The organism is Zarconia navalis LEGE 11467, from assembly GCF_015207075.1.
Classification (GTDB): Bacteria; Cyanobacteriota; Cyanobacteriia; order Cyanobacteriales; family Geitlerinemataceae; genus Zarconia; species Zarconia navalis.
This window is the reverse complement of record NZ_JADEXN010000070.1, coordinates 1-13,713: the sequence shown is the minus strand read 5'-3', so window position 1 is coordinate 13,713 and position 13,713 is coordinate 1. Positions and strand designations below refer to the sequence as shown.

Here is a 13,713-nt window from a genome sequence, read left to right as displayed (position 1 = left end):
GTCTTCAGCTTCGATGGTCAAAGCACTTGCAGGTAAGTTAGCTTCGAGTTTGGAGCGAACCTCACTGGCGAGGTCGCCATCGGCACGTTCGGCATCGCCTCCCGTTAAATTATTCCGCTCTTCCCGCGCCCGAATATCAGAATCGAGCTGATCTCGTCGAACCGAGCTTTGCGCGTCTTCTTTTGAATCGACGGCTTCATCTGCTTCGAGAACTTCTGGGGTTTCATCGACCGAACTTGGAGCATCTACACTGGTTCGGGCCGTATCCTGACAGGCTGTCGCTCCCATTAGAACAACGCTTGAGATCAAAACGGCGGTTAACTTTTTCTTCATAACTTGAATTACCTTCTTCTTCATCTAGGGGATGTTTACACGGGGCTGCGAGCGCTTAAAGGTTCGTAGCCACCCATTTCTTCGATTCCCTGCTGGTTTAAAATGACTTCGGCGTTCTGGATTTGGTTGGGGGTGCCTTCAATAGCAACGATATATTCACCTCGGTTGAAGCGATCGTTTAAAACCCGCCAACGGTCTTGAGGCAATCCCAAATCCGTTTCTTCAAAGCGGTTGCGAGCTACAAGCGCGGAATTGCGATCGGCGTAAACAGGCTCGCGAGACAAAACAGTTGCCTGGGCCATGGGAAATCCGGAACGGTCTAAGGCCTCTAGTGCCGCTTCCGCGTTTTGACGCTTGGAAAATACACCCACAACGCGATTTGTCTCGGTTGTCGTTGTCGTCGTCGCTGGAGATTCGTACACGCCCCATTCCTGAATGCCACGGTGGCTCAAAATTTTCGCAGCTTGGTTAATTTCTGCTTCCGTACCTTCGACGGTTACCAAATATTCTCCGCGAGAAACCCGATCGCTGTACACCTTCGCTCGCTCTTCGGGAATCCCCAGACCGACAAGTCCTCCAAGCAATCCACCGGTCGCCGCACCGATCGCCGTTCCTGCTAATGTGGTAGCCAGAGTTGTAGCTGTGGCTCCAGCAAGCATGATCGGTCCAATTCCAGGAATGGCTAATGTTCCCAGGCCGACGAGCAAACCCGTAATGCTACCTACCGCTCCACCCGTGGCTGCTCCCGTTGCCGCACCTTCATCGGCTTTATTACCGATTTCTTCCACTTCGGTGCCAGCGAGGTTCGTATCTCCGTCACTTTCGCGGGCAATGACGGACACTCGATCCATCGGAAAGTTAGAATTTTTGAGTTCTTGCAAAGCCGCTTCTGTATCGATCCGGGTCGGAAACGTTCCTACGGCTCTTTTATGCTGTATGGTCGCCATTTTTTATCTAATTGAAAATAATTTTTGCAGCTTTTTAAGGGGATTTACATGACAATTGGCTAAGCTGACTATAAGATTTATGCTAGTTTAGTTTTCTGTCTGTTGACATCTACCTAAAGAGATAAGTCGGTAGATCGATCGTTTAAAGTCGAATCCTATCCTTTAAATTTATTCCTTCAACCCTTTAAGGGCAACTCTATTTCTTGAGTTTTAAGAGTTCTTCGAGGAAAGAACCAACCTCCGAAACACTCGATTTTTCAGTTCGACCGACTGGCTGTGTTAAATATCGAGTCACTCAGATGTTGTCAATTTAAGACCTCGAAAAAAGTGGCACGTCGCGCGAGTCACAAATCGATGAGCCTTCACCGAGTCGCGGTGTACTTCATTCTTAATTTTCGCGCTCCGAGGGAGTTGGATGAATAGGATTAGGCTGCGATCGGGGACACCGAGATCCCACCCAATTCGGTAAAATAATTACGATCGGATTGAGGGAAACTCGTCTATGTCTGCAACAGAACCCATCGTCACTCAAATCTTCGTGCATCCGATTAAAGGGCTAACACCACAAAGGGTCGATCGAGCGATATTGGAAGCCGACCTCGGCATTCGCGGCGATCGGGCATTCGCCTTGATGTTTGAAGATGCAGGCAAGGGAGACGAGGCAATCGTGCCGTGGATGCCGAAAAAACATTTTGCCGTTCAAAACGATTGGCCAGGACTTGCCGCTCTCGAGTGTCACTACGACGCGAGTGAGGACTGGCTCAGGGTTTGCCACAACGGAACTGAAGTCTTGAGCGCTCGGACACAAACCGATCGCGATCGCATCAACGGCTTTTTTAGCAACTATCTAGCAACGCTAACCCCGACAGAAAAAGCCAGACACCCCCATCCCAGTTCGGTACGACTTGTCGGAACCCATACCGGGGAAACTCGCTATCCCGATCGCCACCCGGTTCATATTTCCATCATCAGTCAAGCGACCCTCGATGCGATCGGCTTCGCCGTAGGTGAAACCATCGACGTGCGCCGTTTTCGTCCGAACGTCCTCATCGACGGGGTTGCAGCGTGGGAAGAGTTGAACTGGGTGGGTCGAGAAATCATCTTGGGAGAAGCCAAAATAACGATTTCTGCCCCTATCGGTCGCTGTTTGAATATTGAAGTGCATCCAGACTCCGGAGTGCGAGATATGCCCCTATTTTCCTGGCTCGGGCAACATTTCGGTCATGCTAAAACCGGTGTCGTGGCAAAAGTCATCGCCACCGGGTCGCTATCGGTGGGCGATCGATTGCAGTTACGGTCTTCGTTGGCGAACAAAAGTGCGGCACTGTAAGTTGCCTTGATGAGGACAAAACCTTCACCAAAATTCATTCACTGAAAAAATAGGGCCGTTCGATCGGGTTGCTAATTCGATCCATTCGAGATCCATTCGAGCGAGTCGTCACTTTTCGCGTTGAAAAACCCGAAAGTAGAACGACCGCGATCGCTCTTTCAATCTTAAATTCTCCTATTCGAAGTTGATTTCTCGCTAACAACCCATGCTACCCGCGCTGAATGCTCGCATCAAAGGTAATGCCAAAGAAGCGATCGAGAACCCCAAAATATTTCTGAGTCGAAAGAAAGAAAGTCCCCGATTCGGGGCAGGTTCAATCTAATATTTAGTTTGGGGTCTGGAGTCTTTCAAGGTTCCAGACTTTTCTGTAAACTAAGGGTTGGCATTCAGACATCTCCTTCCCCATTACAACGATTATGGTCTCGACTCCCTCACTCAAAGTACCGGCATCAGGGCTAGCAACGGCCGAGCAATATTTAGCCAATTCCGACCCGGCGATCGAATCCCTTTCCCCCAACCAACAACTACTACCGCTGACGGCTCGCGTTAACGATCGAGATCGCCTGGAAATTGGGGGCTGCGATGTGGTGACCCTTGTCGAGCAATTTGGTTCGCCATTGTACGTTTTAGACGAAGAAACGCTGCGAACCTCGTGCCGCCAGTATCGAGAAGCCTTCAGCCGCTACTATTCGGGAGATGCCCTGGTTATTTACGCGTCCAAAGCTTGGAATTGCCTAGCCGTATGCGCGATCGTGGCGAGTGAAGGATGGGGAATCGACGTCGTCAGCGGTGGAGAACTGTATACGGCAAAGCAGGCGGGGATGGATGCCTCAACGATCTATTTTCACGGTAATAATAAGTCTCGATCGGAACTGCAACAGGCGATCGAAATCGGTTGTACGATCGTCGTTGATAATTGGCTCGAACTCGAAACCCTAACGGAGCTAACCCAGGGCATCGATCGACCCACGCGCATCATGCTCCGATTCACCCCAGGAATCGAGTGTCATACCCACGACTATATTAAGACCGGTCATCTCGATAGCAAATTCGGTTTCGATCCCGATTCGATGGAAAGCGTGTTTGATTTCCTGACCCGACAACCCACTCTTTCTTGTATTGGTTTGCACGCTCACATCGGGTCCCAAATTTTCGAGTTGCAACCCCATCGAGATTTACCCAGCGTAATGGTAGAGTGGTTCCAACTCGCCAAGCGTTACAACCTACCGATTCAAGAACTCAATGTGGGTGGAGGCTTGGGAATTCGCTATACCGAGGACGACGATCCCCCCAGCATTGAAGATTGGGTAAAAGTCATTTGCGAATCCATTACCGCCGCCTGCAAAACTGTCCAAATGTCCCTGCCTCGGCTGGTGTGCGAGCCGGGGCGATCGGCGATCGGCTCGGCTTGCGTGACGGCGTATACCGTGGGTTCTAGTAAAACGATTCCGGGAATGCGGACGTACCTTACCGTTGATGGAGGAATGTCAGACAATCCCCGTCCGATTACCTATCAATCTTTGTACCGCGCCGCGATCGCCGATCGCATGAGCGCCCCCCTAACCGAAACGGTGACCGTAGCCGGCAAACACTGCGAATCGGGAGACGTGCTGATTCAAAACGCTCAATTGCCTCCAACCCAACCGGGAGATATTTTAGTCGTAATGGGGACGGGAGCCTACAATTACAGTATGTCGTCAAACTACAATCGACTGCCCCGTCCGGCAGCGATCGTGGTCAAAGAGGGGGAGGCGAACCTCATCCTCCAACGAGAAACCTATCAAGATCTGATTCGTCAAGATTGTTTACCCGATCGACTCAGGGGCGATCTCTCGTAAACTCGGGTGGTGCGCAAAAGTTCTAGCTCGAGATCGTCGGGCCGCGAGATCGCCACCGGGTCGTTCTCAAAGCCCTGAGAGTTTGGGTGTGTAACGTCGATCGCTTCTAGTTTTGCTAGCCCGCAAGACTTGTGGGTGTTCGCACCTAGAAACTCGCAGGCAATACGAGGGCAATCGCATCAAGTCCAAACTGTACGGAGCAAAAATCCAGATTCTCATGGGAGTTCTGCCGAAGCAATGGTTAACAGACCCAAGCTGGATTCAAGCCAGGTTGCTTCAACTCGTGCAAAATTTAGGATTGGCCATCGAGCTAGTGCTGGTGCTAGCACTAACTTATCTGGTGCTCGTCGTCATTGGAGAACGTCGGACGCTGTGGATGGTGCAAGGTTTTATTGTTTTGATGGTTGCCGTCACCCTCGCTCAGAATCTCGGATTGAAGGTTCTGGGTTTTGTTCTCGATAAAATTACCATCGGCTGCGCCATCGCCATGGCAATTAATTTACAATCTGAGGTTCGACGATTTTTAGAGCAATTAGGTCGAGGTAAAATTGCCTCTTTATTTCAATCCTCTCACGCCCCACCGCCCCGCTCTGATAGCATCACCGATGAAATTGTCGAAGCCATCAAGCAACTCTCCCAGAATCGGATTGGCGCGCTGCTGATTCTAGAAACCAACGAACCCATTGACGAGCGAGATTTTTCAGTTCCCGGTGTTAGACTCAATGCAGAGATTTCAAAAGAACTGTTGCAGACGATTTTTCAAACGAGTACCCTACTGCACGACGGAGCCGTTTGGGTTCGTGCATCTCGCATTCTCTCGGCGGGGGTGATCTTGCCTCTATCCGAACGAATGGCTTCTCGGCAACTGGGAACGCGCCACCGAGCTGCAATGGGAATCACCGAACGTGTGGAAAATTGCATCTGCGTTGTGGTGTCAGAAGAAACCGGTTCGATTTCCCTTGCCGAACGGGGAACTCTCAATCGACCTCTGACTAGCAGTAAACTGAAGGAACTTTTGGAAGCGCGACTCTCCAATACTGTAGATCGCGAGGTGGTTGCTCCGAATTTACGCAGTTTGGGTCGGCGGATTGGTTCCCAAGGTGGTGCGGCGATCGCCCGCTTGCTTCGTTTGACTTCATCGGCTTCTAGTAACAAAAAATGACTGTAAATTCAACTGTATTGCAAGAGTTACCCGCAGACTTAGACCGCGAGCGACTTCCCCGCCACGTCGCGGTGATTATGGATGGTAACGGTCGCTGGGCAAAATGTCGGGGGTTACCCCGGATCGTGGGACACCAGCGAGGTGTGGACGCGCTGAAAAATTTGTTGCGTTGCTGCGATGACTGGGGGGTTCAAGCTCTGACGGCCTATGCTTTTTCGACGGAAAATTGGGGTCGTCCCCTAGAAGAAGTCGATTTTTTGATGACGTTGTTCGAGCGGGTGTTGCGACAGCAGTTGAAAGAAATGATGGAGGAGAAAGTCCGCATCCAGTTTGTTGGGAATTTGGAGAAATTGCCGCCGTCGCTGCAAGCGGAAATTGCTCGATCGATGGAAATGACTCGCCACAATCCCGGTATTCAGTTTACCGTGGCAACCAACTACGGCGGACGGCAGGAAATTTTAGCAGCCTGTCGATCGATTGCCACTCAGGTGCAAGAGGGGAAGATTCAGCCAGAGCAAATCGATCGAGAATTGTTCGAGCGCCATCTCTATACGTCGAGCGTCGGCGATCCCGATTTGCTGATTCGCACCAGCGGCGAAATGCGTATTAGTAACTTTTTACTCTGGCAGATGGCTTACGCGGAACTGTATGTAACCGATACCCTTTGGCCGGAGTTCGATCGAGGGGAGTTTCATCGAGCGCTATCGGCGTATCAGAAGCGAGATCGCCGCTTTGGGAAAGTGCGCTAAGGGATCTGCAAAGAAATAAAGTACCCAGCAAACAATCCGTGTTCTAGAAGCCAAGTAACGTGATGGGTACGTTATTAACCCGCAAGTCCCTAATTCCTTTGAGAAAAAGCGATCGACCCGATCGACTGACACGTACAGCGTATTGCCGTGGCGGGGTGCAGATCGTCTACCTAACTACATCAAATTTCAATTGTCATCACCACAGCCCGAAAAGCTAAAATCATCAGTGACAAGTGGTATCTATCGGGTCCGAATCCAATGGTATTAAGCCTCTTCATTCATGGAGAAAAAGTTTAAACCCAATTTATTTTTTGAATCCTCCGATCTTAAGCTCAAGTCAAACTGATGACTGAAAACTTGAAACTGATGACTTTTGAAACTCGATCGAGCACGCACATTCCTCTAGGTCATGACTCCTCAAGCACAACTCGCTCTCCTCGCTTGGTTACCGATTGTCTTTTACCTATTTGTACTTTTTCCCCCGCGCAAAGCCGTCATTGTTAGCTTTATTGGAGGGTTACTCTTTTTACCCGAGCGCGCCCTCTTTATGCTGCCTTTGATTCCTGACTACAAAGGAATGATTGCCACCTGTTACGGCATTATGTTGGCAATTTTCGTCTACGATTCGCCGCGATTGAATTCATTTAAGCCCGGTTGGGTAGACGTACCGATGGCAATTTGGTGCGTTTGTCCGTTTGCTTCATCCATGGCCAATGGATTGGGGGCGTACGACGGATTAAACGGAACCTTAACGCAAATTGCCAACTGGGGACTGCCTTATTTTCTCGGTCGATTGTATTTGGGAAATCTTTCGGGAATGAGATTGCTAGCGAGCGAAATTTTGAAAGGTGGATTGCTCTACGTTCCGTTATGTCTCTACGAAGGTCGTATGAGTCCTCAACTTCATCGCATTGTTTACGGTTATTTCGCCCACCCCTCCGGAATCAGTCAATCCATTCGGTATGGAGGGTATCGGCCGAACGTGTTCATGCAACACGGATTGATGGTGGGAATGTGGATGATGACCGTTGCGTTCGTTGCCCTTTGGGTGTGGAAAGCGAAGACCTTTAAAAAAGTTTGGGGAATGTCCCTTGACTGGTTAATCTGGGTGTTTCTATTTATCGTAATTTGGTGTCGGTCTACCGGAGCGTATATGTATCTGGCACTTGGGGTCGCCACGTTATTTTCTGCGAAGTGGTTGCGAACATCTATATTGCTCTTATTTCTCGTCGTGTTGTTGTCGTACTATTTATATACCGGAGCCACCGGAACTTTTGCGGGTGATGAAATTGTTTCTTTCGTATCGGAAAGACTCAATCCCGAGCGCGCTCAATCTCTAGCATTTCGATTTAATAACGAAGAAATTTTAGGAGAACACGCACGAGAAAGAATCATTTTTGGATGGGGAGGATGGGGACGCAATCGCGTTTACGAATATAACTGGGCGGGAGAATTAGAAGACACCGCAATTACCGACAGTTTGTGGATTATTGCATTTGGAGTGAATGGAATCGTCGGGTTAGCGTCTCTAACAGTTTCGTTACTGCTTCCGGTGGTTTGTTTTAGCCTATTTCGCTATCCCGCGAGCACTTGGTTCAACCCACAAGTCGCACCAGCCGCCGCACAAGCTGTGGTCTTAGCACTCTTTATGTTGGATTCTGTCCTGAATAATATGTACAATCCAGTTTTTCCGCTGATTGCGGGAGGTTTATCGGGGATTGTTCTCAACCCTGTTGAAAACTTGAATCCGACCAAAAGGCGTTCTCTACAAACGCGACCACCTACTGCAAAGCGATCGAAACGGCGAGCGTGGCCTGCTCCTCATCTAAAACGTTAAGAATTGTGTTTTTGAGCGGAGGTTCGATTAGATTTTCCCTTTTTCTCAAAAAGAATGGATTGACAGCTCTGGGATTGAAGTGCGGCTTTCTCAAAGATTTGACGATTCGAGCCAACATTGTCTTCAAGTAACGACCCAAAAATCTGACATGCCTGGGGAAGCTTCGAGTACAATCGGTCATGGAGATCCAGAATCATCGAGCTATCTGGCTTTCCCCGGAACGAAAATCACTGCCCGCGCATCGCAGTGAGCTGTCAACATCCAATAGCTAAGCAATTCATGACTGTAGAGATTCCTGTAATTGCCAAACCGATTTTTCTTGTCGGGGCCGAGCGTTCTGGTACGACCGTCCTGCGGCTTATGTTCGCGAATCACCCACAATTAGCTTGGTGTAATGAGTTCGAGTATGCCGTCGATCGCATTTCTGAAGATGGAACTCTACCGCCCCTAGAAGAATATTACGAATGGTTGGATGCTCATCGAGTTTTTCGAGCGAGTGGATTCGAAATCGATCGCGATTTGACTTATTCCCAACTGGTTAACAGCTTTTTGTGTCAGAAAAAAAACAAAGATGGTAAGCCTTTCGTAGGTGGGACGGTTCACCGTCATTTCAACCGATTGTTGGGAATTTGGCCTAATGCTCGTTTCATCCATATCGTCCGCGACGGTCGAGATGTCGCTCGCTCTTGTATCGGTATGGGTTGGGCGGGAAACGTATGGACTGGGAGCAAGCGTTGGCTCGAAGCCGAACAGTTGTGGACCCGGTTCAGCTCAAACCTACCAGAAGAGCGCTTCTTCGAGATCAAGTACGAAACCCTCATCGAGAAACCTGTTGAAACCCTGACCCACCTGTGCGAATTTATCGGTATTCCCTACGACGAGGCGATGTTAAATTACGCTCGGAATACAACTTACGGGTTACCCGACGTTCGCTTCATCGCCCAATGGCGACGCAAGTTGTCCGAGGAAGAGATTCAACTGGTGGAATCGAGGGCGGGAAAGATGCTCGTCGAACGAGGATACGAACTGAGCGGACTCCCGCCCAAGACTGTCAATGAAGCTATGCGGCAGAGGCTTCAATGGCAAGATACATGGGAACGCGCTCAATTTCGGCTGCGGCGCTACGGCGTGCCTTTATTCCTGGAAAACTATCTTGCCCGACGTGTTGGTAGTCAAAAATGGAAAAAGCAGGTCAAGCTGAAGATACACGCTGTTGAAGCGAACTATCTCAAATAGCCAGACCGAATATCGACTGCACCTTGGCAGAAATAGACAAGGCTTCGTGAAAGATTTGAAATGATATGGGAGGCTGAGGGCGTAGAGTTTCACAGAAATGGAGCCCAAATTGGGCTTCGCTCCTACGGAATTGTACCGATCTCTCGCTCTTTTGTGGAAATAGACGTTCGGAAAGTTTTCGATTTGTCTTTTCAAACTCAATCATCGATCGCATCAGAATTTAAGGAAACGATCCGTATTTTCTCTAATTTCGGGGAATAGATAGAGCAAAATCCCGTAAAATCGCTGAATATGAATTAGGCTCGACCCAAACGACAATCCGAGCGAAAAATTCAAACTTTACACGAATTTTTTATTTTTTTTTATCTTAAAACATTGAAGATAAAAGCAATTCTTTAACTTTTTAGTATATTTCGCGATTCTATCTATATGAAGTGTAAGTAAAGCGAACTCAAATTCCTACACGCTAATAGGGATTCATATGCTATCTTTTCGATGGTCGGGACGTTAGAAATACAACCTGTACCCCTAAAAGCTCGGACTTCGAGCAGGCAAGAGCCAGAACCTCGAACCTAGAGGAATGAAGGGGCAATCTCAGGTTCGGTTAAATACTTATAATTCCCAGCAGAGAGCGAAGTTTACAGGCAAGCGGACTTAACGGTCACGAATTATCCGAACTTGAGATGAGGAACTTCACTTAGAAACGTAAGTCAAGAAATACATTCGATTTTACGAATTTATTCAAATTGTACTGTTTCGAGTGGTTATAACATCGCTCGAAACTCGTATCAATTGAAAATATTCAGATTGCCGATCTTATTTTTTGTCGGTAGTCGAAACCGTTTTGGGTGCAAATAAATTCGAGACAATATTACCGATCTGGGAGATTCTTTTCATGATTGCACGCCAAAAAATTTCTGCGGCGATCGCGAGCTACGTACTAATGATTTTAGCATGTGGACAACCGGGTCGAGCAGCAACAATTACGGCAAGTACCACGGGTTTAGATACGGGAGGAGATGCCGTTCTTGGTCTCAATTCGTTTTTTCAGGTAGCTTTTGATGAGGGTGCGACTGATGTTCGGATCTCCTCATTTACTTTCGATATTTCCCCCGATACCGATGGATTTTTCGACCCCAATGGCGTCTCCTTGTTCGATCTGAATGGAGGAGTCCCCACATTAGGCGGAAGTAGCGGTATTGCCGCCACCGATATTAATTTCGAGATTTTGAATGGCGGGAAACAGCTTCGAGGAACTTTGCTGACGGATGCATTTTCCGTAGGTCGATCGTTAACGTTTGGTATCGATACCGATAATGTCGGTCTTAGCGAAATTCCGATTCCCGTAACGATCGGATTGCAGACGGTGCAGGTCAATATCGATACGGGAGCCGATTTTGGCAAAGTGGGAGCGCTATTTAGCGTCGAACTTTCTGATGGAACCTCCAGTTCGACGCCATTTGAAGTGACGCGCGATGTCAGCATCGAAGACATTACCGATGGCATTAATGCAGATCCTCCCATGGAACCCGAACCCGCACCTCAATCCGTGGCAATATTGAAGCTAGATAGCATTCGATCTGTTCCCGAACCGACATTAAGTACTTTTGCAGCGATCGCAATTTTAGGAGTGGGGTCGAGAGTCAAACGTAACCGGCTCAAATCCGATCGATAGTATCTGCACGCCAACCCTTGACATTCCCGTTTCCTCCATCTCTGCGTCTCCATTTCCTCCGTACTGTCGCTCACGTTTCCAGAAATACATCCAGTTCGGGGACGTCAACCCAGCATTCCTTCTCGTTCGATTCGTGGGTTAAATCCATCAAAAGCTGCGAGTATACTCCATCTCGCAGAGATGGTGTTAAAGCTTCACCGCGATCGATTCCTTGCACCCAGCCATCTACCACTCGCAGGAAAGGCGCCAGCCTGCCGTCGGGGTACGCGTGGGGAAACTCCAGACGATCGGGAATACTCAACTCCTGCATCGGTTCTCCCCCCTGGGAACCCCAAAGCTTGAATCCATGGACGTAATCTTTTTGATTCTCGCTGCCGAGAACGAGGGTTCCCTTATCGCCATACACTTCTACCCAATGTCCCCGTCCGTTCGCCGCAACCGAAGTGATACTCACTTGAACGGGCGTGCCATCGGTCAATTCTAAGGTCGCAAAACAGGTATCGTCGGCATCCACCGGCTTGAGTTTACCTCCTTGGGCGGGGTCGGGACGTTCGAGAATTGAGGTGGCGAGCTTTGCCGATAGCCGACGCGCAGAACCGAAAAGCCAGGCAATGTAGTCGAAGGTGTGGGAACCCAACGCACCGAGCGCCCCACCCCCTTTTTCTTTTTGAGCGTACCAGTTCCAAGGGCGATCGGGATTTGCCCGACTCGACATCAACCAATCAATGGTAATCAAGCGCGGCTTGCCGACATATCCTTCTCCCATCAATTCAGCTAACCGCTGCCATGGGGGAACGAAGCGGTACTCGAAATCCATCGTCGCCACCACCCCATTTTCCGCTGCCAGGTGATACAGCTTCTTGGCTTGAGTCGCGGTTAGGGTGGTGGGTTTTTCGAGCAACAAATGTTTGCCCGCTGCCAGAACCGTTTTCGCCATTTCGTAGTGCAAAAACGGCGGTGTTGCGATCGTCACCGCATCGAGATCTGGCAAGTTAACCAACTCTTCGATCGTTCCGCAGGCTTGGGGAATTTGATGGGATTCGGCGATTTCTCGGGCTTTGGCTAAATCTCGATGGTAGACGGCGACGACTTGGGTTCGATGATGGGCCTGCAACCCCGGAATGTGAACTTTCTGACCGAAACCCGTACCAATTACTCCAACTTTAATATTTTCTGTCATGTTAGTTTTTATTAAAAATTCAAGCTAAAAATATAACTAGACTCACTCATGAGCAAGTAACTAGAAATGACCCGTTTATTAATTGACTTATATACTGGCCTATCACTTATTACTTAACCTTCACCGTCCCAACTTATTCGGAATTCCTTCACAACCGCCAGGAATCGTCTTCCGCGTTGTCGAACCGCCCCAAGCACAGCAATAGTAGTGTTGGGTATCGGAAAGGCGTTGGGCTTTGCGAAATTTCACATTTTCGACCACTGCACCCGTGCGTTCTCCCGTTCGATAGTCGGGAGATTCAGTGCGACTGCGAGGAGTAGCCATTTGAGCCGTTCCGTAAAATAAACGAGTGCCTTTGAGGTCAGCTCCCGATAGATTAGCCTCGTAGAGAATCGCCCGAGCTAGGTTGGCTTTGACGAGATCGCATTGACTGAGATTGGCTCGTACGAGGTTCGCATCGCTCAATTCCGTCCAGCGCAGATCGTTGCCCGACAAATCCGCTCCGGCGAGCATCACCCCCAGGTCGATGACGCGAGTTCCGTAGGCACGGTCTTCCGCGTAGCCTCCCCGACCGTCGAGGATGGGTCGTCCCAAGAGCCGATCGCGCCGTAGGGGTGTCAAGAGTTTGGATTGGGAGAGAAAGCGAATAATTTTGGCTTTACCCACCGCATCCACACTGCTGAGAATGGCGGCCGTGCGTCCTTCGGCTATCGCCCGTTCTTGGGGCCAATCTTCGAGCAATCCTTCATCGTTGAGAGCTAAATCCGAGACCCCTTGAAAGTAGGCATCGATGGTTTGCTGTTGGGTAATTCGGTTTTGCTGGATGGTTAAGTCTTTCGAGATTACGTACTGCTGCCACGCGACGTAGACTGCAAGCAGAGCAATTAAAATTTGACCCAACGCGCCGACGATTTCTCCAACAGCACCCACCGCATCCCAATTAATTTGAATGGCACGGGTTCCCTGCTGGTTGGAACCGCTGAGCATCAATAAGCCGATCCCCGATGCCATAATCCCCAAACTCGCCGCAATCAGAGAGCGCCAAGGTGCTGGAACCAACTGAGTCCACAAACTATTCCAGTTGGGCAAAATAATACTCACCGAAACTAACAGGGCAACAAAAGCCCCGACTAGTCCCATCCACAGACGATCGATTGCCAATCCCAAAATCATCAACCCGATCGCCCCGACAATAATCCATCCCAAGTTCAGTTGTGTGGCAAAAACACCGCTGGGGAAGAAACTGAGCTGAATACCGGATTTGGTTTCCCGGCTGGAAACGCTCGCCTCGGGAGGTTCGCCCGACTCTTCGATCGAAGCCTCTGCTCGATGCCCGTTGGAGATCGCCGCGAGGTTGTCTTTTTCGTCAAAAGGATTCGCGACCCAGCTTTGGTTTTCTGGGGATTCTATGGGGGGAGACTCACCC

Annotated in this window: 11 protein-coding genes; 7 read left to right on the top strand and 4 right to left on the bottom strand. The window is 49.5% G+C overall.

From position 1 onward, the window contains the following. Together IQ235_RS05755 and IQ235_RS05750 are read right to left on the bottom strand one after the other, a co-directional pair. Nucleotides 1-333 (bottom strand): transporter (locus IQ235_RS05755; RefSeq protein WP_264320539.1); only part of this gene is annotated, 333 nt, incomplete at its 3' end. Between the two features lie 35 nt (nucleotides 334-368). Then, complete coding sequence (locus IQ235_RS05750) at nucleotides 369-1,280, bottom strand: hypothetical protein (RefSeq protein ID WP_264320538.1); 912 nt, start codon at nucleotides 1,278-1,280, stop codon at nucleotides 369-371. 502 nt (nucleotides 1,281-1,782) lie between these two features. Here IQ235_RS05750 and IQ235_RS05745 point away from each other — a divergent pair. The 7 genes from IQ235_RS05745 (at nucleotide 1,783) to IQ235_RS05715 (ending at nucleotide 11,107) form a co-directional block, all read left to right on the top strand. Continuing rightward, a complete protein-coding gene (locus IQ235_RS05745) occupies nucleotides 1,783-2,610 on the top strand; it encodes an MOSC domain-containing protein (RefSeq protein WP_264320537.1) in 828 nt (275 codons plus the stop codon). Between the two features lie 416 nt (nucleotides 2,611-3,026). Beyond that, nucleotides 3,027-4,448: a diaminopimelate decarboxylase gene (gene lysA / locus IQ235_RS05740; protein WP_264320536.1), complete on the top strand. Its 1,422-nt coding sequence runs from the start codon at nucleotides 3,027-3,029 to the stop codon at nucleotides 4,446-4,448. A gap of 217 nt (nucleotides 4,449-4,665) precedes the next feature. Further along, nucleotides 4,666-5,610 carry a diadenylate cyclase CdaA gene (cdaA, locus tag IQ235_RS05735; protein ID WP_264320535.1) on the top strand — a complete coding sequence of 315 codons (945 nt, stop codon included), beginning with the start codon at nucleotides 4,666-4,668 and terminating at the stop codon, nucleotides 5,608-5,610. Then, entirely contained in the window at nucleotides 5,607-6,359 is a 753-nt protein-coding gene (gene uppS, locus IQ235_RS05730; RefSeq protein ID WP_264320534.1) for an undecaprenyl pyrophosphate synthase, read from the top strand. Before cdaA ends, uppS begins: the two co-directional genes overlap by 4 nt. 409 nt (nucleotides 6,360-6,768) lie before the next feature. Further along, entirely contained in the window at nucleotides 6,769-8,196 is a 1,428-nt protein-coding gene (locus IQ235_RS05725) for an O-antigen ligase domain-containing protein (protein ID WP_264320533.1), read from the top strand. A 279-nt stretch (nucleotides 8,197-8,475) separates the two neighbouring features. Further along, nucleotides 8,476-9,432, top strand: coding sequence for a sulfotransferase family protein (locus IQ235_RS05720; RefSeq protein ID WP_264320532.1), 957 nt, complete (start codon nucleotides 8,476-8,478; stop codon nucleotides 9,430-9,432). Nucleotides 9,433-10,327: 895 nt separating this feature from the next. Next, nucleotides 10,328-11,107, top strand: coding sequence for a hypothetical protein (locus IQ235_RS05715; RefSeq protein WP_264320531.1), 780 nt, complete (start codon nucleotides 10,328-10,330; stop codon nucleotides 11,105-11,107). A 70-nt stretch (nucleotides 11,108-11,177) separates the two neighbouring features. On the opposite strand, the gene IQ235_RS05710 is transcribed toward IQ235_RS05715, so the two are convergent. After that, entirely contained in the window at nucleotides 11,178-12,287 is a 1,110-nt protein-coding gene (locus IQ235_RS05710) for a Gfo/Idh/MocA family protein (RefSeq protein ID WP_264320530.1), read from the bottom strand. 120 nt (nucleotides 12,288-12,407) lie between these two features. Beyond that, nucleotides 12,408-13,697 carry a pentapeptide repeat-containing protein gene (locus tag IQ235_RS05705; protein ID WP_441373244.1) on the bottom strand — a complete coding sequence of 430 codons (1,290 nt, stop codon included), beginning with the start codon at nucleotides 13,695-13,697 and terminating at the stop codon, nucleotides 12,408-12,410. Nucleotides 13,698-13,713 lie beyond the last annotated feature (16 nt).